General features: G+C 67.9%; 18 protein-coding genes. 3 read left to right on the top strand and 15 right to left on the bottom strand.

Going from position 1 to position 20,994, the window contains the following annotated elements; genetic code table 11:
- Window positions 1–69: 69 nt before the first annotated feature.
- The 9 genes from murD to KOE53_RS00130 form a co-directional block, all read right to left on the bottom strand.
- Window positions 70–1,560, bottom strand: a complete 1,491-nt coding sequence (gene murD, locus KOE53_RS00170; RefSeq protein WP_251364057.1) for a UDP-N-acetylmuramoyl-L-alanine--D-glutamate ligase — start codon at window positions 1,558–1,560, stop codon at window positions 70–72.
- A 74-nt stretch (window positions 1,561–1,634) separates the two neighbouring features.
- The gene (gene mraY, locus KOE53_RS00165) at window positions 1,635–2,717 is read right to left on the bottom strand and encodes a phospho-N-acetylmuramoyl-pentapeptide-transferase (RefSeq protein WP_188056999.1); all 1,083 of its coding nucleotides are present in this window, start codon (window positions 2,715–2,717) and stop codon (window positions 1,635–1,637) included.
- Window positions 2,714–4,123 (bottom strand): UDP-N-acetylmuramoyl-tripeptide--D-alanyl-D-alanine ligase, encoded by a 1,410-nt coding sequence (locus KOE53_RS00160; RefSeq protein ID WP_188056998.1) that lies wholly within the window; start codon window positions 4,121–4,123, stop codon window positions 2,714–2,716. The genes mraY and KOE53_RS00160 overlap by 4 nt, the downstream gene beginning before the upstream one ends.
- A complete protein-coding gene (locus KOE53_RS00155; protein ID WP_188056997.1) occupies window positions 4,120–5,670 on the bottom strand; it encodes a Mur ligase family protein in 1,551 nt (516 codons plus the stop codon). The genes KOE53_RS00160 and KOE53_RS00155 overlap by 4 nt, the downstream gene beginning before the upstream one ends.
- Window positions 5,671–5,706: 36 nt before the next feature.
- Complete coding sequence (locus tag KOE53_RS00150; protein ID WP_188056996.1) at window positions 5,707–7,500, bottom strand: peptidoglycan D,D-transpeptidase FtsI family protein; 1,794 nt, start codon at window positions 7,498–7,500, stop codon at window positions 5,707–5,709.
- 72 nt (window positions 7,501–7,572) lie between these two features.
- On the bottom strand, window positions 7,573–8,193 hold the full coding sequence (ftsL, locus tag KOE53_RS00145) for a cell division protein FtsL (RefSeq protein ID WP_188056995.1): 621 nt from the start codon (window positions 8,191–8,193) through the stop codon (window positions 7,573–7,575).
- Window positions 8,190–9,155 carry a 16S rRNA (cytosine(1402)-N(4))-methyltransferase RsmH gene (rsmH, locus tag KOE53_RS00140; protein ID WP_370566910.1) on the bottom strand — a complete coding sequence of 322 codons (966 nt, stop codon included), beginning with the start codon at window positions 9,153–9,155 and terminating at the stop codon, window positions 8,190–8,192. The genes ftsL and rsmH overlap by 4 nt, the downstream gene beginning before the upstream one ends.
- Before the next feature lie 97 nt (window positions 9,156–9,252).
- Complete coding sequence (gene mraZ, locus KOE53_RS00135) at window positions 9,253–9,684, bottom strand: division/cell wall cluster transcriptional repressor MraZ (protein WP_188044998.1); 432 nt, start codon at window positions 9,682–9,684, stop codon at window positions 9,253–9,255.
- Between the two features lie 474 nt (window positions 9,685–10,158).
- On the bottom strand, window positions 10,159–10,524 hold the full coding sequence (locus KOE53_RS00130) for a DUF3040 domain-containing protein (protein WP_188044999.1): 366 nt from the start codon (window positions 10,522–10,524) through the stop codon (window positions 10,159–10,161).
- Window positions 10,525–10,601: 77 nt separating this feature from the next.
- Between KOE53_RS00130 and KOE53_RS00125 the strand changes: the two genes are divergently transcribed.
- Window positions 10,602–11,708 carry a polyprenyl synthetase family protein gene (locus KOE53_RS00125; RefSeq protein WP_188045000.1) on the top strand — a complete coding sequence of 369 codons (1,107 nt, stop codon included), beginning with the start codon at window positions 10,602–10,604 and terminating at the stop codon, window positions 11,706–11,708.
- Window positions 11,709–11,796: 88 nt separating this feature from the next.
- Here KOE53_RS00125 and KOE53_RS00120 read toward each other — a convergent pair whose 3' ends face one another.
- The gene (locus KOE53_RS00120; protein WP_188045001.1) at window positions 11,797–12,138 is read right to left on the bottom strand and encodes an Rv2175c family DNA-binding protein; all 342 of its coding nucleotides are present in this window, start codon (window positions 12,136–12,138) and stop codon (window positions 11,797–11,799) included.
- Between the two features lie 101 nt (window positions 12,139–12,239).
- Between KOE53_RS00120 and pknB the strand changes: the two genes are divergently transcribed.
- Window positions 12,240–14,147: a Stk1 family PASTA domain-containing Ser/Thr kinase gene (pknB, locus tag KOE53_RS00115; RefSeq protein ID WP_188057290.1), complete on the top strand. Its 1,908-nt coding sequence runs from the start codon at window positions 12,240–12,242 to the stop codon at window positions 14,145–14,147.
- A gap of 111 nt (window positions 14,148–14,258) precedes the next feature.
- Here the strand turns inward: pknB and KOE53_RS00110 are convergent, their stop codons facing one another.
- Both KOE53_RS00110 and KOE53_RS00105 read right to left on the bottom strand, forming a co-directional pair.
- Complete coding sequence (locus KOE53_RS00110; protein WP_370566925.1) at window positions 14,259–15,617, bottom strand: class II 3-deoxy-7-phosphoheptulonate synthase; 1,359 nt, start codon at window positions 15,615–15,617, stop codon at window positions 14,259–14,261.
- Between the two features lie 72 nt (window positions 15,618–15,689).
- On the bottom strand, window positions 15,690–16,379 hold the full coding sequence (locus KOE53_RS00105; protein ID WP_188045002.1) for a lysophospholipid acyltransferase family protein: 690 nt from the start codon (window positions 16,377–16,379) through the stop codon (window positions 15,690–15,692).
- Window positions 16,380–16,536: 157 nt separating this feature from the next.
- Here KOE53_RS00105 and KOE53_RS00100 point away from each other — a divergent pair, with 157 nt between their 5' ends.
- Window positions 16,537–18,363, top strand: coding sequence for an AMP-dependent synthetase/ligase (locus KOE53_RS00100; protein WP_188056993.1), 1,827 nt, complete (start codon window positions 16,537–16,539; stop codon window positions 18,361–18,363).
- On the opposite strand, the gene KOE53_RS00095 is transcribed toward KOE53_RS00100, so the two are convergent.
- The 3 genes from KOE53_RS00095 to def all read right to left on the bottom strand — a co-directional run bounded on the left by KOE53_RS00095 (window position 18,360) and on the right by def (window position 20,993).
- A complete protein-coding gene (locus KOE53_RS00095; protein ID WP_188056992.1) occupies window positions 18,360–19,049 on the bottom strand; it encodes a LuxR C-terminal-related transcriptional regulator in 690 nt (229 codons plus the stop codon). The two genes, KOE53_RS00100 and KOE53_RS00095, sit on opposite strands and share 4 nt — an antisense overlap.
- Before the next feature lie 9 nt (window positions 19,050–19,058).
- The gene (locus tag KOE53_RS00090) at window positions 19,059–20,426 is read right to left on the bottom strand and encodes a sensor histidine kinase (protein ID WP_188056991.1); all 1,368 of its coding nucleotides are present in this window, start codon (window positions 20,424–20,426) and stop codon (window positions 19,059–19,061) included.
- Window positions 20,427–20,501: 75 nt separating this feature from the next.
- The gene (gene def / locus KOE53_RS00085; RefSeq protein ID WP_188045005.1) at window positions 20,502–20,993 is read right to left on the bottom strand and encodes a peptide deformylase; all 492 of its coding nucleotides are present in this window, start codon (window positions 20,991–20,993) and stop codon (window positions 20,502–20,504) included.
- Between the last annotated feature and the right edge of the window lies 1 nt (window position 20,994).

Raw genomic sequence — 20,994 nt, 5'->3', positions numbered from 1 at the left:
AGAGTCAGCCCCGGGCCAAGGTTGATCCGGGTCGCGCCGGCGCCAGCGGTGCCGCTCGCACCACTGCGGCTAGGCCTCCGTGGAGCCTGCGGTCCCGACGTCGTCACCCTGCGCCCCCTCATCCCTCAGCGCGCCCAGCGCCTCCTGGAAGCGCCGGCCACGATCCGCGTAGCTATCAAATTGATCCATCGATGCCGCCGCCGGCGACAGCAGTACCGTGTCGCCCGCCTGCGCGAGCGTCGCCGCGGCGCGCACCGCCTGCACCATAACGTCCTCAGTGTCACCCGGCACAACCTCGAATCTCGGCACCTGCGGCGCGTGTCGCGAGAGCGCGGCGAGCACAGGAGCCCGGTCGACACCGATCACGACCACGCCAGCGAGGCGCCCGTGGTTCTGCCGCACGAGCTCGTCGAGGTCGACCCCCTTCAACAGGCCGCCGACGACCCAGACAATACGCTCGAACGATCGCAGCGACGCCTGTGCGGCGTGCGCGTTGGTCGCCTTCGAGTCGTCAACCCAGGCCACCCCGGCGAACTCGCCGAGCAGCTGGACGCGATGCGCGTCCATCTCGAAGCCCCCGAGCGCCTCCGCGATGTCAAGCGGGGCGACGCCGCGCGAGCGCGCGAGCGCCGCGGCGGCCAGGATGTTCTGGAGCACGTGCGGGGCGCCGAGCCCACGCTTCTCGAGTTCCTCCACCGTGATGAGCTCGTAGGCGCTGTTGCGCCGATCGTCATGGAAGGCGCGGTCAATGAGCAGCCCATCGACGATGCCGACGCCACTCGGGCCGGGGGTGTCGAGGCCGAAGCTGATGGCGCGAGCGCCCTCCACCACGTCGGCTTCTTCGACCATCTGCAGGGTCGCGTGGTCGGCGCGATTGTAAACGCAAGCAACTTGCGTGTGCTCGTAGACTCTGGCCTTCGCGGTGCGATACCGGCGCGCGCTGCCGTGCCAGTCGAGGTGGTCGTCGGCGACGTTCAGGCAGACGCTCGCGTAGGGCGAGATCTCGCCGATGCGGTGCAGCTGGAAGCTCGAGAGTTCGACCACGAGTACGTCGTAGCCTTGGGGGTCGCGCAGTGCGTCCAGGATCGGCACGCCGATGTTTCCCACCGGGGCAACCCGCAGACCGCCGGCCTTGAGCATGTGCGCCGTCAGCTGGGTCGTTGTAGTCTTGCCGTTCGTCCCCGTGATGCAGATCCAGTCGGCCACGCGTGCGGTCTTGTCGCGCAGCCGCCAGCCGAGCTGGATGTCGCCCCACACGATCGTGCCGCGACCCTCCGCCCACTGCACGAGGGGGTGGTCTGGGCGGTAGCCGGGCGAGACCACGACGAGCTCCGGATCAAACTCCTGAAGGTCGGCGAGCTGCGCCGCGTCGTCCGCGCCGGAGAGTCGCTCCGCGCCGATGATGTCGAGGAGATTCTCGCGCTCCGCGTCGGGGGCACCGTGCAGCACCCGCACGCGCGAGCCGAGCTCGACGAGCGTGTCGGCGACCGAGAAACCCGTCACACCGAGCCCGAGGACGGCGACGCGGAGACCCGACCAATCGTCGTTCCAGCTGCGCAGGGCGTGTACGCGTGCGCGGACCGGATCCTGCTCGAAGTTCTGCTCGCCGTTCGCCTCGGTATCGACGTGACCCGTCACTGCGTGATCCATTCTGCGTAGAAGGAGCCGACCGCGGCCATCACGAACACGCCGGCGATGATCCAGAAGCGCACCACGACCGTGACCTCGGCCCAGCCCTTCAGCTCGAAGTGGTGGTGAATGGGGCTCATCAAGAAGATGCGTTTGCCCTTGGTCACTTTGAAATAGATGCGCTGCACGATGACCGAGCCGGCCTCGATGATGAACAGACCGCCGATGAGTACGAGCAGGAGCTCGGTGCGGCTGAGGATCGCGAGCGCGGCAATCGCGCCGCCGATGCCGAGGGAGCCGGTGTCGCCCATGTAGATGTGGGCCGGGCTCGTGTTCCACCAGAGGAAGCCGATGAGGCCGCCGACGAGCGCCGCCGCGATGACCGCGAGATCGAGCGGGTCGCGCACCTCGTAGCAGCCAGCCTCGCCGGGGTTGGCGATACACGACTGGTTGAACTGCCAGAAACCGATGACGACGTACGCGCTCAGCGCGAAGATCGAGGACCCGCCGGCGAGGCCGTCCAGGCCGTCCGTCACGTTCACCGCGTTCGACGCGGAGGCGACGATGATGATCACCCAGAGGAGAAACAGGATCAGTCCGGCGATCGCGCCCAGCGCGAAGAAATCGATGGGGAGGTCGCGAAACAGCGACACGTGAGTCGAGGCGGGCGTCAGCCCGTGCTCGTTCGCGAACCGCAGCGAGAGCAGGCCAAATGCGAGCGCGACCAACACCTGGCCCGCGATCTTTGACCAGCCGCCGAGTCCGAGCGACTGCTGCTTGCGGGTCTTGAGGAAGTCATCCACGAAGCCGACCGCCGCGAGTCCGACCATCATCAGGATGACGAGCAGGGCCGAAGCGGTGGGCCGCTCGCCCGCGAGGAGCTTGGCCGCAAAGTACGCAATGACCGAGCCGGAGATGAAGATCAGGCCGCCCATCGTGGGGGTACCGCGCTTGGCAAAGTGCGACTTCGGTCCATCCTCTCGGATGAACTGACCCCAGTGGAGCTTCCGGAATCCCCGAATGAAGAGCGGGGTGAGCAGCAACGAGTAGAGCAGCGAGATTACCGCGGCGCTGAGCAGTGCGATCATGCGAAAGCCTCTCCCAGTCGGTCGCCGAGGAAGCGGAGCCCGGCGGCATTAGAGGACTTCACCAGCACGGTGTCGTCCGGTCGAATAGTGGCAATCAGGTAGTCGTAGGCGGCGTCGGCGTCGGCAAAAAAGACGCTCTCGCCATCCCAGTTGCCCTCGTTGATCGCGCTGATGTGCAGCCGGCGCGCCTCGGCGCCGACCACGACGAGCTCGGAGATGCGCAGGCGCACGGTCTGCAGACCGATCCGGTCGTGCTCCTCGCCCGAAATCTCGCCCAGCTCGCTCATCGCGCCGAGGACGGCGATCGAGCGGCCAGCGGGCTTCCGGATCTGCGCCAGGGTCTTGAGCGCAGCGCTCATCGAGTCGGGGCTCGCGTTATAGGCGTCGTTGATGACGGTCACGCCGTCACGGCCGCCGAGCACCTCCATGCGCCAGCGCGCGGGGCGGGTTGCTTCCTCGAGCGACGCGACAATCTCGTCGATCGCGAGTCCCAGCTCGTGTGCAACGGTGGCCGCCGCAAGCGCGTTCATGACGTGGTGCTCGCCGAGCACGCGAAAGTGCACGGGGCGGGACTCGCCACCGGCGTGCAACGTGAAGCGGGTGCCGCTCGCGTCAGACTCGGGCTGTGCAGCCCAGACGTCCGAGGCCGCGCTCAATCCAAACCAGCGCACCTGGGCGCGGGTCAGCTCGGCCATACCGGCGACGCGCGGGTCCTCGCGGTTCAGCACCGCGACGGCGCCCGGGGCGAGGTCGCGCACCATCTCGCTCTTCGTGCGCACGGTCGTCTCAATGCCGCCAAACCCACCGGCGTGCGCGAAGCCGACCGACAGCACGACACCGATCTGGGGTGGCGCCATCCGCACGAGTCGCGTGATCTCGCCCTCCGCGCTCGCGCCCATTTCCGCCACCAAGTAGCGGGTGTCTGCCGTGACGCGCAGCATCGTGAGCGGCCCGCCGACCTCGTTGTTGAACGACTTCTCCGAGGCAACAGTCTCGCCGAGGCGGGCCGTCATCGCGGCGAGCAGGTTCTTCGTCGTGGTCTTGCCGTTGGAGCCGGTGATGCCGACGATCTGCAAGTTCCCGGCGTCGTTCACTCGGCGGACGACCTCGGTCGCCAGCGCGCCGAGCGCATCGGTCGAATCGGCGACGACGATCTGCGGCACACGGTCGTCGATCTCCCGCTCGACCACGATCAGCGCGGCGCCGTTGTCGATTGCCTTCTCCACAAAACGGTGCCCGTCGGTCTCTTCGCCGCGCCGGGCGAAGAAGATTTGGCCGGTCTCAACCTCGCGAGAGTCCGTCTGCGAGAGGCCGTCGATGACCGTCTCGGAAGTCGTACCGCTCGCGCCCAGGACGAGCCGTCCGGAAACCGCCTGGGCGATCTCGCTGAGCGAGAGTGCAATCACGTTGTCAGTCCTGCCTCGCGGAGCGCGCCGCGCACTTCGTCTCGGGCCGAGTACGGGATGTGCTCACCCGCGATCTCCTGGTAGTCCTCATGGCCTGGCCCGGCATACAGAATAACGTCTCCGTCACCCGCCATCGAAATGGCGGTGCGCACAGCAACTCGCGGATCCGGCACCTCGACGATCTCGGTGCGCCCGCCAGCCGAGCGAGCACCCTCGATGAGCTGGGCGCGAATCTTCGCGGGGTCCTCGGTGCGCGGGTGGTAATCGCAGACGATGACGACATGGGAACCTGCGGCGGCAATGCGCCCCATCTCCTCGCGCTTCGTCGTGTCGCGGTCACCGTCGGCGCCAAACAGGAAGATGATCCGGCCGTCAACGACCTCGTCGAGCGCGTCGAGCATCGCGCTGAAGCTGCCCGGGGTGTGCCCGTAGTCGACGAAGAAGCGCGGGCCTGGTCCCCCGGTGGTGATCTCTTCGAGACGGCCCGGGATGTAGACGGGGATGCGCCCGCGGTCAAGGCCTGCCGCCACCTGGTCGAGCGAGACACCTGCCTCGTGCAGCATGATGAGCGCGAGGGCCGCGTTCTCGGCCATAAACCGGCCAAACACGGGAAGGCTGCCGCGGAAGCTCGCGCCACCGGGGCCCTGCAAGACAAACGAAATACCGTCGAGGCTCTGCCGGGTGATCGCGAGGTACCAGTCGGCGCTCTGGCCATATTCGGTTGCCAGAGTCGTTACCGGGATCTTGGACTCGCGCGCCAGGCGCTGACCCCACTCGCCGTCGACTACCACGACGCCGCGCTCGGCGTGCTCGGGGCTGAACAGTGCCTGCTTGGCCGCGAAGTACTCCTCGAGCGACGCGAACTCGTCGAGGTGATCCTGTGAGAAGTTATTGAACGCGACGACATCGAAGTGGATACCGTCGACGCGGTGGCGCTTGGTGGCCTGGGCCGACACCTCGAGCGCGATGCCGCCCACCTCTTCCTCGCGCATGCGCGCCAACAGCCCGTGCATCTCGGAGGCTTCCGGGGTCGTCAGGTGGCTCGTGATGACCGTGTCACCAATGCGACGCTCGGCGGTCGAGCTCAAGCCGGGCTTGATCCCAGCGGCGCGCAGCAGCTCGGCGAGCAGATATACGATGCTCGTCTTGCCGTTGGTACCTGTCACCCCAAAGATGAGCGCATCGTGGCCGGTCGTGCCGTAGACGAGGGCCGACACCTCGCCGAGCACCTCGCGGGGCGGCCCCTGCGTGACGAGCAGCGGCAGGCCGGCGGGCACCGCAAGTTCGGCACCCGCGGCGTCCGTCAGGATCGCGCTCGCCCCGCGCAGCGCCGCCATATCAGCGAACTCCGCGCCGTGGCGCTTCGCCCCGGGCATACCCACGTAGAGGTCACCCGGCTGCACATCGCGCGAGTCGAGCGTGACGCCCGTGACCGAGCGGTCCCCAACGCTTCCCCGGACGGCGAAGCCGAACGAGGCGACGATCCGGCTCAGTGGCACCGCGTCTGGGCGGGTCGGCCGGATGCTCAAAGAAGGGGAATCACTCACGGGTGCTCACTCGATTTCATTCGCGGATTGCGCGGACTAGTAGGTGGTCGCCAGGGGCTCGTAGGCCCCCGTCGACGGAGGTATGTGGAAGGCGCGGATCGTGGCCTCGGCCGCTTCGCGGAACGCGGTGAGGGCCGCGACGCCGCCGTCCCCGGACTTGGGGAACGCTATCGATGCTACCGCGACGTACTGGGGATCGTCGGCGGGGAAGACGCCGGCGAAGCTCGACACGTAGTCCGAACGGTAGCCGCCCTGGCCGTCGGACTGCTCGGCGGTGCCAGTCTTGCCCGCGATTCGGTAGCCCGGGATGGACACGTAGGGGGTGATCCAGCTCTCGTTCACGACCGCCTCCATCATGTTGATGACCGTCTGGGAGGACTCGGGCGAGATGACGCGCACGGGGTCGCCGTGCTCGAAGGTCTCGGTCTCCCCCTCGGCCGACGTGCAGCTACGCACGAGGGTCGGCGGGATCCGCTCCCCGTCGTTTGCGATTGCCTGATAGGCGCCGGCCGTCTGCACGATCGTCGACGAGAGGCCCTGCCCGAACATCGTGTTGTACTTCGTCTGTGCGTCCCAGTCTGCGGGCGCGGCGAGCATGCCGGAGTCTTCGAGGGGCAGTCCGGAATCCGTTGAGATGCCAACGCCGAACTTCTGGAGGTAGTCGTACCGGGTCTCTGCGTCTAGCCGACTGCCGAGCAGCGAGATGCCGACGTTCGAGGAGTGCACGAGAATCCCCGTGAGCGTCCACGGCTCGGGCGCGTGTACGAACGAGTCGTTGAAGATGACGCCGGCCTCGGGCGTGAGCGTCGAGGGGGTGAGCTGGGCTGAGTTCGGGGTCGCCGCCCCGGTATCGATGAGCGCGGCCGCGGTCAGCGTCTTGAACGTCGAACCGGGCTCGTAGGGGGCCACAAACGAGCGCGCCTCGCGCTTCGTGGGATCGGACGCATCGACATCGTTCGGGTCGACGGAACCGTCCTCGGCGACCGCAACGAGCTCGCCGGTCTTCACGTCCATGATCACGAGGTATCCGTACTCCGCGGACACCTTTTGCACCTGCGCGTTGATGCTCTGCTGTGCCTGCCACTGCAGGTCGCGATCGATCGAGAGCTCGACGGTGCCGCCGTTGACGGCCCGCTCGCGCACGACGACGCTGCCGGGGAGAGCGACACCGTCGGCGCCGCGCTCGTAGCTCTCCGAGCCGTCCGTGCCGGCAAGGCAGGCGTCCTGCGACAGCTCGATGCCCGACTGGGCTTCGTTCTCGTCGCCCACGAACCCGATCAGGTTTCCGCCGACCGCGCCGCTCGGGTAGTTTCTCGCCGAGTCGTAGTCGAACGTGAGCCACGGGATCCGGAGCGCCTTGAGCTGATTGAGCGCCGCGAGGTCCACCGACCGCTTCACATAGGCGAAGTCCGACTTCGGATTCTCTTCGAGCGCCTGGTCAACGATGGCTTGGATCTCGGCGGAGGACTGCCCGGTAATGGCGCCGATCTCGCCGAACGCCTTCTTCGCGCTGACGACCTCGGTCTCGATCGATCCGTCGCCGGTCGCCCGGAAGAAGGTGCTGCCGTTGAGCTTCGTGTTCTTGGGAGAGAGCTGCACATCGAAGCGCTCATCGGTCGTGGCAAGCACCGCGCCGTTGCGGTCCACGATGTCGCCGCGGACGCTCGGGATCGTCACGGGGACCGCGCGCTTTCCGTGCGCATCCTCGCTCAGCTGCGCGGCCTGGACGACCTGGATGTCGACGAGGCGAATCATGCACGCCCCGGCCGCAACGATTACCGCCGCAAGCGCGATCGTGCGCCGCAGACGCCGCTGGCGACGTTCCGACATCCGGCCTCCATCCAACTTCTGTACGATCTCGCCCGAGAGTGACCCCTGGCGCTGCCCGATCCCGGGCCCGATTTAGCGGGTCTCTGGCGCGGGAAGCTTGCCCTCCCAAGATACCGGCGCTTGCGGTGTCGAGTCGGTTGCCACGGCGGCCGGATCCGCATCGCGCGAGACGAGCAGCCCCTCGGCGCTCATCATCGGCAACGCCTCAAGCGTCGCGTTCGGGACGAGGTTGGGAGCGGTGAGCTCGGTGCGCGAGGCGAGGTCTCCGAGGACCGCGCCGTCGCTCAGACGGAGGGACGCGGGCTGCACGTTCTGCACCATGCCGAGCCCGGCCGCGTTCTCCGCGAGGTTCTGCGGGGAGGAGAGCTGGTCGACGTTCTGCTGCAGTACGCGCTCGACCCGAAGCAGGTCGCGCTGTTCAAGCTCGAGCGCGTCGCTTTCGTACGCGCCCTGCGAGATCGCGATGCTCAGTCCGAGCTGGGCCACCAGGATGACGAGCACGAGGCCCACCGCCGAGAAAGCGGCGAGCAGGGGGCGCCGGGTGCGCGATGCGGGTGCCCCGGTGATGGGAGCCAGGTGCGGCCGAGGGCGCTCGAGCGGTGTCGGCCGGCGGTCTGGGTTCAGGGCGAACCCCTGGAACCCCTCACGCAGCGGGCGCAGCTCGGCCTCGGTGACGGCGTTGGTCTGGCTCACGAGCGCTCCCGCAGCCGCTCGGCCGCCCGCAGGCGGACGGGGATGGAGCGCGGATTGATCTCGCGCTCGTCCTCACCCGCTTGCTCGGCGCCTCGAGTGAGGAGGCGGAACTCGGGACGGTGCTCGGGGAGCTCAACGGGGAGCCCGACGGGGGCGGTCGACTTCGTGCGCTTCGCAAGCTCACGCTTCACCAGGCGGTCTTCGAGGGACTGGTACGACATGATGACCGCGCGTCCCCCGACGTTCAGCAGGCGGAGGGCGGCGGGAATCGCGCGCTCGAGCACGGCGAGTTCGCCGTTCACCTCGATGCGCAGTGCCTGGAAGACGCGCTTCGCGGGGTGGCGAAGGTTGCGCACGGCCGCCGGTGTCGCGTCGTTCAGGATCTCGACGAGCTGACCGCTGCGCAGGATCGGCGCCTCGGCGCGGGCGGCGATGATGGCGCGGGCGTAGCGGGCCGCGAGGGGCTCGTCTCCGTACCGTTCGAACAGTTCACGCAGGCGCCCCTCGGGCGCCTCAGCGAGGATGTCGGCGGCGGTCTGGCCGTTCTCCTGGTCCATCCGCATGTCGAGCGGCGCGTCCTGGGCATACGCGAAGCCGCGCTCGGCCTCGTCCAGCTGCAGGGACGACACGCCGAGATCGAACAGAACGCCGTCGATGCGCTTGCGCCCCGTGCTGCGCACGGCGGGGATGATTTCGTCGTAGACGGTGCGCACGGGGACGAGCCGGTCGCCGAAGCGTGCCAGGCGTGCTCCCGCAATCGCGAGCGCATCGGGGTCGCGATCAAGCCCGATCACGGTCAGCTCGGGAAACCGCTCGAGCATCGCCTCCGTGTGGCCGCCCATGCCGAGCGTGCAGTCGACGATCACGGCGCCCGGGCGCTCGGCGACCGGAGCCAGCAGCTCGAGGCAGCGCTCAAGGAGCACGGGGACGTGGATTTCGTTCGGGTTTCGTTCAGTCATCATCGTTCGGGCCGTTGCCCTGCTCCCCTGACCCCTATCCATGCGACCGGTCACCGGGGAAGTGGCGACGGGGCGAATGGCCGGGGATCACGGGCCAGGATCAGAACATGCCCGGGATCACCTCCTCCTCGATCTCGGCGAATACGGCTTCTTGCTTGGCGAGGTAGGTCTCCCAGGCCTCGGCATCCCAAATCTCTGCACGGGCTCCGGCGCCGATCACCGCGAGGTCGCGGTTCAGGCCGGCGTACTCGCGCAGCGCGGTCGGGATGGTGACCCGGTTCTGCTTGTCCGGCGTCTCGGGGTGCGCCCCCGAGAGAAAGACACGCAGGTAATCGCGACCCTGCTTTGAGGCGAGCGGCGCCTGGCGGATCCGCTCGTGCATCTCGGCGAACTCCTGCTCGGAGAACACGTACAGGCAGTGCTCCTGCCCGCGGGTGATGACCAGGCCGCCCTGCAGCTCCTCGCGGAACTTGGCGGGCAAAATGACGCGACCCTTCTCATCGAGCTTCGGTGTGAAGGTTCCGAGGAACATCGCGCCACCTCCTTAAGTCTCCCTGGGATGCCTGGTGTCGCCACTTTACTCCACTTTCCACCACTTTCGGGGAAAGATCGCGTTATATATCGCCGGGTTTCCGCGAAAGCCCTGTTCAGGTGCCTGTTATCACGGGGAGCAAGGTGGAGGACGACAGCCCAAGGGGTCTCCAATTGGGCGCGTTTGCGCACGCCTGGGCACCCCATGCGCGGCAAATGGCTCCGCTGGGGAGCAAAGTGGAGCCGCTGCGAACCGCGGCTCACTCGGCCACGCCGCCCAGCCCTCCGTGATGACGAGTCCGGCCTACCACCGCGCGAGATGTCGGCGCGATCTACGTTCTCGGAGGCAGAAACGCCCGATACCCGCTCCGGGAACGCAGATTGCTCCGTGAAGTGGCGCCGCACGCACCCGGGGACGCAAAAACGGGGCCGGACCAATAGGTCACGACCCCGTTAAATGATGAAGATGGGCGCCTTAGCGCTCGCCCTCTTGGCGCTCTTCCCAGCGGCGTTCCATGCGCGCGCTGAACGACTCCCGCGCCTGCGCGGGCACCCCGCGCCCTGCCTGTTCGACGTGGCGCTGGTTTGACGGGGAGAGCATGTAGAGCACGCCGCCCAACATCGCCACGAATCCCAACAGCCCAATCCAGATCTGGCTCATCGCCACACCCAACACCAGCAACACCGCTCCGACAATCGCCAGAACAATGCCGATGACGATTGCGCGATAGTTGGGGCGATTGCGAACTCCTGGCGTGGTGCTCATGACGTCTGACTCGCTGCGGTAGAGGCTGCGTTCCATCTCTTCAAGCAAACGCTGCTCATGCTCGGACAGTGCCATAGCGCCCTCCCCTCAACCGATTTCGAATTTCCATGCTGCCTTCATCGTACCCCTGCGCATCGGGCTAAGCTAGGCAGGTGCACGAAACCACGCGACTCGCAGGGCTTCTCCAGGAACGTATCTCCGATCGAATCGCCGACCACCGGCGCGATCTTGAGCCGCTGGGCCCCGATGCCGTCCCGCTTCTCGACGAGGCAGCCAGCTTCCTGACCGGGGGCAAACGGTTCCGCGCCCAGTTCGCCGTGCTGGGTTACCGTGCCATCACCCCGCTCGAGTTGGACGGCGAGACCATCTCGCCTGAGCTCGACCTCCTGCTCGACGCCGCGTGCTCACTCGAACTGTTCCACGCAGCCGCGCTCATCCACGATGACATTATCGACCGCTCCGACACGCGCCGCGGTCGCCCCTCGGCGCACCGCCACTTCGCCGCGCTGCATAGCGATCGGCGCTGGTCGGGGCTCGCCGACCACTTCGGCGTCGCCGCCGCGATCTTGCTGGGCGACCTGCTGCAGTCGTGGGCCGACGAGATGATGCAGGGCGCGCTCGACGCGATTCCCGATCGCGCCGCCGCGAAGGCTGCCCGCGCCCACTTCAACCGCATGCGCAGCGAGGTCGCTGTCGGGCAGTACCTTGACGTGCTCGAAGAGCAGCAACCGCACTTCGCTGACGACGCGGAACAGCTTGAGCGCTCGACCCGCGTCCTCGTCTACAAATCGGCCAAGTACAGCGTCGAGGCTCCCCTGCTCATCGGCGCCGCGATCGCGGGCGCGAGCGACGAGCAGGAAGAGGCACTAGCCGACTTCGGCCTCCCCATCGGCGTGGCGTTCCAGCTGCGCGACGACGTGCTCGGCGTGTTCGGCGACGAGACACTCACCGGCAAGCCCAGCGGGGACGACCTGACGGAGGGCAAGCGCACCGTGCTCGTCACGCTCGCTCGTGGGGCCCTCCCCTCGGGCCCGCGGCGCATCTTCGACGACATGCACGGCACGCCCGACCTCGACCGCGAACAGATCGTGATGATGCAACGCACCATCCGCGACAGCGGGGCGCTCGATCGGGTCGAAGAAATGATCGCGCAAAACGTCGCGCTCGCCGGTCGCACGATCCAACTCGCGCCGATTCAAGCGGACGCGGCGGATGAGCTCGGCAAGCTCGCGACGCGCACGAGCCTCCGTCACGCCTAGTAGCCGTCGCACGTTCCACGCGAACACGCGTTTCGCGCGAGCGTGCCCCGACGCGCCCGGCGCGACCTCCGGGCCGAGTGGAGAGAGCTTAGAAGGCGAGCGACTGCGCCGCGCGGCGCACCTGGGCCTTATGCCCGGCGATCAGCGAATCGATCGGGCGGCAGCCCAGCTCGTCGTTGTCGGCGAGCAGCCATTCGATCGCCTGGTCGTTCGAGAGACCGGCATCAGCCAGCTGGATCAGCGAGCCGCGCAGGCCCTCGAGGGTCTCGTTCTCGCGCACGAATTCGGCGGGAATCGACAGGACACCATCGATGCGAATGCCGGCGATGTACTGATCGCGCAGCAGGCCGCGGATCTTGCTGGGCGTCGACGAAAACCGCTCCACCAGGTCGGGAACGGTCAGATACTGGACTGCAGGGATCTCGGACACCCCTTAACTCTGCCATGAATCCGACCACACCGGCGCGCATCCAGCGTGAAGCATCCAGGTTTCCGTAGACTTCCGGCGTGACCTCCGCCCCTCCCGATCCGATGATCGGCCGCACGCTCGACGAGCGCTACGTGATTCGTTCGCGAATCGCCCGCGGCGGAATGGCGACGGTCTACCTCGCGAATGACCTCCGGCTCGAGCGGCGCGTCGCCATTAAGGTGATGCACGGCCATCTCGCCGATGACAACGCGTTCAAGCGTCGCTTCGTGCAAGAGGCCCGGAGCGCGGCCCGGCTTGCGCACCCCAACGTCGTCAATGTCTTCGACCAGGGACAGGACTCCGAGATGGCGTATCTCGTTATGGAGTACCTGCCCGGGATCACACTGCGCGACCTCCTCAAGCAGCAGACGCGTCTGACCGCTGACCAGGCGTACGAGATCGGCGAGGCCGTGCTCGCGGGCCTGGCCGCAGCTCACCACGCAGGGATCATGCACCGCGACCTCAAGCCAGAGAACGTGTTGCTCGCGGACGATGGGCGCATCAAGATCGGCGATTTCGGCCTCGCGCGCGTCGCGAGCGCGAATACGACGACGGGGCAGGCCCTGCTCGGCACAATCGCGTACCTCTCCCCCGAGCTCGTCACGCGCGGCATCGCCGATGCGCGCAGCGACGTCTACGCATTTGGCATCATGCTCTTCGAGATGCTTACCGGCCAGCAGCCCTTCCGGGGCGAAGAGGCTATGCGCATCGCGTACCAGCACGCGCACGACGACGTGCCCGCGCCCTCCACGCTGACGCCCGAGGCAACGCCGGAGCTCGACGAGCTCGTACGCTGGACGACCATTCGTGACCCCGACGCGCGGCCGAAGGACGCCGGCATTGTGCTCGAGCGCCTGCGCATCCTTCGCGCCGGCGGCCAGCACGCCCCGCTGGGCGCGACCCGGGTGCTGCCCATCGCCGAGCTTGGTGCGACCTCCGCGACCACCATCCTGCAGCCCGGCAACTTCACCGAGGTGATCGGCCAGAGCACCGGCCCAACGCCCGCGCCCGCCACGACGAGCCCGCAGACTTCGCTGTCGCTTGCACGCGAGCAGGCAACCAAGCGCCGCACCCGCGGTTGGATCCTGGTCTCCGCCGCCCTCGTCGCGGCCCTCGCAGCGGGCGGCGCCGGCTGGTGGTTCGGCCAGGGACCGGGATCGAACGTGCAGGTCCCCGATGTCGCGGGCCAGAGCATCGAGGCGGCCACGCAGACCCTGACCGAGCGCACGCTCCAGGTCACGGTGGCGGACTGCCCGAGCCTCGACATCGAGTCCGGCCTCGCCGGGGCAACGACCCCGGATGCCGGGGCCCGGGTCGAGCGCGGCAGCGCCATCACGCTCTGCCGTTCGACGGGCCCCGAGCTCCTCGCGGTTCCCGCCCTCATCGGCATGACCGAGGACGAGGCCGAACAGGCCATCACCGAGGCGCGCTTCACCTTCGGCGAGGTGTTGGAACACCGCTTTGGCGACGAGCCGCGTGGCCAGGTCATCGCCGCCCTCAACGAGCAGGGCGAGGGCATTGGCGCCGAGTACCCCGAGCGCTCGCGTATCGATCTGATCGTCTCTGCTGGCCCCGCGCCGGACGTGGTCGGAGCAGACGTCGCCGACGCCACCGATCGCCTCACGCAGGCCGGTCTCGTGGTGACCGACACCCTCAACGGGGCAGAGCACCACGCCGAGATTCCCGAGGGCAAGGTCGTGCGCTTTGTCTTCGAGGGCGACATTCTCCGCACGGGCGCGCCAGTCGGGCTCGTGCTGTCGCTCGGGCCCGAACTGTTCGAGGTACCCGACGTGACAGGCATGACGTTGCAGGAGGCCATGGACACGCTGTCCGCCGCCGGATTCTCCCCCTCGACCCTCGTACCCGACCAATTCCGGGACTTCGCCAAGGCGACCGGCACCACCCCGAAAGCGGGCGAGAAGGTCGCGGCCGGCACCGAGATCCGCGTGAAGGCCGCGCTCGACCTCTAGGCGCCGACCAGCTCCTCCGGCTGCTGACACTGCGCCGGATCGCCATGCCCGCGCAAACGCACAACGCCCGGGCGGATCCTGTGGATCGTCCCGGACGTTGTGCGCGCCGTACTAGCGTGCCAGTTTGAGCTCTTCCGCCACCTGGAAGGCGAGCTCGAGCGACTGCATGTGGTTCAGGCGCGGGTCGCACAGCGACTCGTACTTGGTGCCGAGCGTCGCCTCATCGATGTTCTCGGAGCCGCCGAGGCACTCGGTGACGTCGTCTCCCGTGAGCTCGATGTGGATGCCGCCGGGGAACGTGCCGACCTCACGGTGCGACTCGAAGAAGCCCTTGAGCTCGTCCATCACGTCGTCGAAGCGTCGCGTCTTGTAGCCGGTCGGCGTCGTAATGCCGTTGCCGTGCATCGGGTCGGTCACCCAGAGTGGCAGCGCGCCCGAGTCCTTGACGCCCTGCAGCAAGCCGGGCAACACGTCGCGGATCTTGCCCGCACCCATCCGCGTGATGAAGGTCAGGCGGCCGGGCTCGCGCTCAGGGTCGAGCTTGTCGATGAGGCGCAGCGCGTCATCGACCGTACTGGTCGGGCCGAGCTTCACGCCGATGGGGTTGCGCAGCTTCGAGAGGAACTCGACGTGCGCGCCGTCGAGTTCGCGGGTCCGCTCACCGATCCAGAGGAAGTGACCCGAGGTGCCGTAGGGCAGGCTCGTGCGCGAGTCGATGCGGGTCAACGGGCGCTCGTAATCGAGCAGCAGCGCCTCGTGGCTCACGAAGAACTCGGTGCGGCGCAGCTCCGAGAAGTCGGCGCCGCAGGCGATCATGAACCGCACGGCGCGGTCGATCTCTGCCGCGAGCGACTCGTAGCGGCGATTCGCCGGGTTCGAGACGAAGCCCTTGTTCCACTCGTGCACCTGGCGCAGGTCGGCAAAGCCGCCCTGGGTAAAGGCGCGCACGAGATTCAGCGTCGAGGCGGCCATGTGGTAGCCGCGCACCAGCCGCTGCGGGTCGGCGGTGCGGGACTCGGGCGTGAAGTCGTAGCCGTTCACGACGTCGCCGCGGTATGCGGGCAGCGTGAGCTCGCCGCGCGTCTCGGTATCGCTCGAGCGCGGCTTCGCGAACTGGCCGGCCATGCGCCCGACTTTGATCACGGGCATGGAAGCGCCGTACGTGAGCACGACGGCCATCTGGAGCAGCGTCTTCACACGGTCGCGAATCTGGTCGGCGGTAGCTCCAGCGAACGTCTCGGCGCAGTCGCCGCCCTGCAGGAGGAACGCTTCACCGCGTGCGGCCTGCGCCAGGCGCTCACGCAACTGGTCGACCTCGCCGGCAAACACCAGCGGCGGCTGCGAGGCGAGCTCGCTCTTCGCGGACGCCAGCGCTTCAGTGTCCAGCCAGGTGGGCTGTTGCTTGGCGGCGAGCGCCTGATAGCTGTCGAGGTCCGCAAAGGCGCGGTCTTCGGTGGCTTGACTCAGGATGGGTTCGCTCGTCACGATCGTGGCACTCACTTTCGGCAGGATCCCCGCGATGTTGCGGGTTGCCTCAGCCTACTATCGCGAGGTGGGTGCCATGCGCGCGCGTACGCTCGAAGCGTAGACGTCGACGTATTCCTGGCCGCTGAGCTGCTGGATTTCGTACATGATCTCGTCGGTCACGCTGCGCAACACAAAGCGGTCTGCGCTCATGTCGGCGAAGCGGCTGAAATCGAGCGGGCGCCCGATGACCGTGCCGATCCTGCGCACCCGCGGGATCTTGCGGCCAATCGGCATCGCCTTCTCGGTGTCGATCATGACGACGGGGACGACCGTGGCGCCGGATTCGAGGACGAGCCTGGCGACGCCCGTGCGGCCGCGGTAGAGGCGCGCGTCGGGGCTGCGGGTGCCCTCGGGGTACATCGCGAGCATCTCGCCGCGGTCGAGCACCTGGAGGCCCGTGTTCAGGGAGGCCTCCGAGGCCTTGCCACCCGAGCGGTCGATCGGAATCTGGCCGGTTGAAAGCATGAAGTGCTTGACGAACCAACCGCCGAGCCCCTTGCCGGTGAAATAATCACTCTTCGCAAGGAACGACACGCGCCGCTCGATCATGAGCGGCAGGAAAAACGAATCGATCACCGAGAGGTGGTTGCCGACCAGAATGACCGGCCCTTTCTCGGGGATGTGCTCAGCGCCTTCGACCCACGGCCGGAACACGGTCTTGACGAGCGGACCGATCAGTAGGTGCTTCAGAATCCAGTAGACCACGGACACCGACCCTCTCTTGAAACCTCACGGATCAGGATATACCGCACAACGCACTTTCCCGGGCATGCGTGTCGCTCACTAAGGTAGTGAGCAACGTAACCCCGCTGGCGCTACCGCGCCAACCGTCTGCGGACGGCCAGGTATCAAAGGAGCTACCGTGAACCTTGTCGAAGGTCCCCTCATCATTCCCCGGAACCCCGATCTGAATGTGAGCGATCTACTCGAGCGCCGGGTGAAGCTCACCCCAAACCTCGCGTTGTTCGCGCTGCCCGACGGTGACGGCTGGCGAGACCAGAGCGCCGCGGACTTCCGCGCGGCGGTCGTCGCCCTCGCGAAGGGCTTCGTCGCCGCCGGAGTGCAGCCGGGCGACAAGATCGCGTTCATCTGTAAGACAAAGTACGAGTGGACCCTCGTGGACTTCGCGATCTTCTACGCGGGCGCGGTGATGGTGCCGGTCTACGACACCTCCTCGCCGCTGCAGATCCACTGGGCGCTGCAGGATTCGGGTGCGCGCGCCATCCTGACTGAGGAGAAGGCACACTTCGAGCGCTTCGCGGAGGTCAAGGGCGACCTTCCCGGCGTCGATCTCGTCTGGCGCATGGACACCGGAGCGCTCGCTGAGCTCGTGGCTGGCGGCGCCGAGGTTCCCGACGAGGAGATCGAGCGGCGCCGCAGTCTCGCCAAGGGCGACGACATCGCAACGCTCATCTACACCTCGGGCTCGACGGGGCGCCCGAAGGGCTGCGTGCTGACGCACTCGAACTTCGCAGAGCTGTCCGTCAACACCGAGGTCGCCCTCGGCGAGGTCATCGAGGAGGGAGCGTCGACGCTGCTCTTCATCACCCTCGCGCACGTGTTCGCCCGGTTCATCTCGATCCTGGCGGTCACCGGCGGCGTCCGCGTCGGGCACCAGGCCGACACCACTCAACTGCTTCCGGCACTCGGCTCGTTCAAGCCGACCTTCCTGCTCGCGGTCCCCCGCGTATTCGAGAAGGTCTACAACTCGTCCGAGCAGAAGGCCGAGGCCGGCGGCAAAGGCAAAATCTTCCGCGCGGCGGCACACACTGCGGTGGCGTACTCGCAGGCTGGCGAGGCCGGAAAGATCCCGCTCGGGCTCAAGCTCAAGTTCGCTGTGCTCGATCGACTCGTGCTGTCGAAGCTGCGCGCAGCGCTCGGCGGTCGCGTGAAGTTCGCGGTCTCGGGCTCTGCGCCGCTCAGCCCCTACCTCGGCCACTTCTACCACTCGCTCGGCATCAAGATCCTTGAGGGCTACGGCCTCACCGAGACGACGGCGCCCGCGACCGTCAACCGTCCGAGCAAGTTCAAGATCGGCACGGTCGGCCCAGCGATGCCCGGCACGACCCTCCGCATCGCCGAGGACGGCGAGGTGCAGGTCAAGGGCATCCCGGTCTTCAAGGAGTATTGGAACAACCCCGAGGCGACCAAGGAGGCCTTCACCGAGGACGGCTTCTTCCGCACGGGCGACCTGGGCGTGTTCGACTCGGACGGCTACCTGAAGATCACCGGGCGCAAGAAGGAGATCCTCGTCACCGCGGGCGGCAAGAATGTCTCGCCCGCCCAGCTCGAAGACCCGATTCGCTCGAACTCCCTCGTCGGGCAGGTCGTCGTCGTGGGCGACAAGAAGCCGTTCATTGCGGCACTCATCACCCTCGACTCCGACATGCTCCCCGCGTGGCTCGCGAACAACGGCGAGGACGCGAACATGCCGCTGATCGAGGCGACAAGAAACCCGAAGGTGCTCGCCGAGATCCAGCGGGCGGTCGACGCCGGCAACGCCTACGTGTCGCGCGCGGAGTCGGTACGAAAGTTCGTGGTACTGCCCACCGAGTTCACCGAGTCGAGCGGCCACCTGACGCCGAAGCTCAGCATCAAGCGCGCCGTCATCGTGAGCGACTTCGCCGGCGAGATCTCGAAGCTGTATGGCGAGAACCCGCAGACCGAGGCGGTCGACGTCCCGCGCTAGCGTTCGTTCTGCAGGTAAGCGAGCACCGCGAGCACGCGGCGGTGCTCGCTTCCTGCGTCGACGAGGCCCAACTTCTGGAAGATCGACGTGACGTGCTTCTCGACGGCACCCGTGCCGACGAAGAGGCGCTCGGCGATACCCGAGTTCGTCCGACCCTCGGCCATGAGTCCCAGTACCTCGCGCTCGCGGGGAGTCAGCGCGTCCTGGGGGCTGTTCCTGCGCGTCATCAGTTCCCGCACGACCTCCGGGTCCAGCACCGTCCCACCCGCCCGCACACGGGCCACTGCGTCCTCCAGCTCGTCGAGCGAGGCCACGCGGTCCTTCAGGAGGTAGCCGAGACCGCCGGCACGACCCGACCGAGGCGGCTCTGCCTGGAGCAGCTCCCGCGTATAGCTGCCTTCCACATACTGACTGAGCAGCAGGATGCCGATGTCGGGGTGCCGACGCCGCAGCGCGAGCGCGGCCTGGACGCCCTCGTCGCGAAAGGTCGGCGGCATGCGCACGTCGAGCACCGCGAGCTCGGGCCGCGTCTGGTCGAGCTCGGCGAGCAGCGTCTCGGCGTCGCCATAGGCGGCGACCGTGTCGTATCCGGCCTCTGCGAAGAGCCGCACAAGCCCCTCGCGCAACAACAGCGAGTCTTCGGCAAGCACCAAGCGCAGCGCGGGTGGAGGAGCTGAGTTCGTCACACTCCCACGCTAGCGCCCTAGCGGCACTCGTGCGGTGACGCGGGTCGGGCCACCGTCTGGGCTCTCCACGCTGAGCTCACCGAGCAGGCCTCCCAGGCGGTCGGCGAGGCCACGCAGGCCGTGCCCATCCTCAAACGAAGCACCTCCGGTGCCGTTGTCCTCGACCCGCAGCACGAGCTCTCTCCCCGCCCTGCCGTCGGACCGGTCCGAGAGCTCGAGCCGGATCCCGTCCGCGCCCGAGTGCTTCGCGACGTTCGTGAGCAGCTCGGCGGCCACGAAGTAGGCGCTGCGCTCGACCTCAGGGGCGAGCACGAGCTCGGGCGAGAGATCCCGCACGAACTCGACCGGGATCGGGCTGCGTGCCGCGAGAGACTCGAGGCCCGCGACCAGGCCGCGATCCTGCAAAATCGGCGGGGCAAACCCGCGCGACAGTGCGCGGAGCTCTTCGAGCGTGTCGTGGGCCTGCCCGCGCGCCTCGCCGAGCAATGCACGGGCCGCCTCGGGGTCCCGCTCGAGGCTGCGCTCCGCGCTCGCGAGATCCATCTGCAGGCGCACGAGGCGCTGTTGCGGGCCATCGTGGATGTCGCGCTCCAGGCGTCGCAGCGACTGGTCCTCGGCCTGCACCGCGGCGCCCCGGGACGCGCTGAGCGCGGCGACCTCAGCGCGCAGCGCGTCGCCCCGGCCCGCCGAAAGGAGGCCGCGCGCGGCGCCCTGGTGGGCCAGCGTCAGCAGGCGGGCGACCAGCGGCAGCGTCGCCAGGGCGAAGATCCCGACGACGAGGTTGAACACGCTCTCCCCGAGTCGCGGGTCGATCTCCCAGCCGTTGCCTGGGAACATCCAGTCGAGAATGACGCGATGCAGGAGGATGTTGCCGTCGTTTGCCGGCAAGAAGCCCTGCCAGAACCAATAGCTGAAGCCGCCGAGCGCCATCGCGACCCAGGTCACGGTGACGCACCAGGTGGTGATGCCGATGATCGGCTGCACGATCCAGCCATGCAGGAGGTAGCGCCAGGAGGCCCCGTCGCGCAGCGGCGCGAGTGTCCGGCTCCAGAACCCGGCGCCCGGCGTCGACCTCGGCCAACGTGGGCCGGTGATCGCGGGCTGGCCCGCGGCGGCAAGCCGTCGCAGCTCGAGCGCCCCAAAGCCGCGCGCGGCGTGCATCGCGGCGACCAGGACGAAGAGGCCGCCCACGAAGACCGCAAGCGACAGGCCGAGCGAAACGAGCGTCGTGAAGACGACGAGGCCGGCGACCCCGATCGGCAGCCCGAGCAGCAGGAACGCGAGCTCGCGCGGCATCCCCGACCAGAGCCCGGAGAACGCCGCGCGAGGCGGATCCTGGGAGGCGGGCACAGCGGGCGAGTCGGCGCGATCGATCATGTGACTATCTTCCCTGGCCAGCCAGCCCCGGCACAGCCGGCGCTCCCCCGAACCCGGCCGGGGGTTTTCCCCACCCTAGAACCAGGTGGACGAACGGATCTGCCGCATCGCCTCGCCGCGACTCTCCCGGTCCAGGCGATTCAGGTAGAGCTTCCCCTCGAGGTGGTCGCACTCGTGCTGGAGCGCCTGCGCCATCAGGCCCTCGCCCGAGATCACCACTTCGTTGCCGTCGAGGTCGATGCCGCGGACAGTGGCGCGCGGGTAGCGGTCAACCGAGAACCACAGCTCGGGCACGGACAGGCAGCCCTCGCCCGTCGGCTCGGGCTCGCCCTCGAGCGCCACAATCTCGGGATTGAGCACGTAGCTGATCTCGCCGTCGATGTTCAGGCTGAACGCCCGCACGGTGTGGCCGATCTGGGTGGCCGCGAGGCCGGCCCGCCCGTCAAACGCGACCGTGTCGAGCAAATCGGTCACCAGCGCGCGCACGCCGTCGTCGATCACTTCGATCGTGCTGCACGGCGTGCGCAGCACGGGATCACCGAACGTCCGAATTTCGCGAACCGCCACC

Source organism: Leucobacter sp. CX87 (assembly GCF_018682295.1).
Classification (GTDB): domain Bacteria; phylum Actinomycetota; class Actinomycetes; order Actinomycetales; family Microbacteriaceae; genus Cx-87.
Note: the sequence above shows the minus strand (reverse complement) of the source record. Positions and strands in the feature narration are given on the sequence as shown.

What these genes read in the sequence shown, in the direction of transcription:
- KOE53_RS00090 (WP_188056991.1), bottom strand. Translation starts at nt 20,426, where the DNA reads ATGATCGATCGCGCCGACTCGCCCGCTGTGCCCGCCTCCCAGGATCCG.
- pknB (WP_188057290.1), top strand. Translation starts at nt 12,240, where the DNA reads ATGATCGGCCGCACGCTCGACGAGCGCTACGTGATTCGTTCGCGAATC.
- mraY (WP_188056999.1), bottom strand. Translation starts at nt 2,717, where the DNA reads ATGATCGCACTGCTCAGCGCCGCGGTAATCTCGCTGCTCTACTCGTTG.
- KOE53_RS00130 (WP_188044999.1), bottom strand. Translation starts at nt 10,524, where the DNA reads ATGGCACTGTCCGAGCATGAGCAGCGTTTGCTTGAAGAGATGGAACGC.
- mraZ (WP_188044998.1), bottom strand. Translation starts at nt 9,684, where the DNA reads ATGTTCCTCGGAACCTTCACACCGAAGCTCGATGAGAAGGGTCGCGTC.
- KOE53_RS00150 (WP_188056996.1), bottom strand. Translation starts at nt 7,500, where the DNA reads ATGTCGGAACGTCGCCAGCGGCGTCTGCGGCGCACGATCGCGCTTGCG.
- rsmH (WP_370566910.1), bottom strand. Translation starts at nt 9,155, where the DNA reads ATGATGACTGAACGAAACCCGAACGAAATCCACGTCCCCGTGCTCCTT.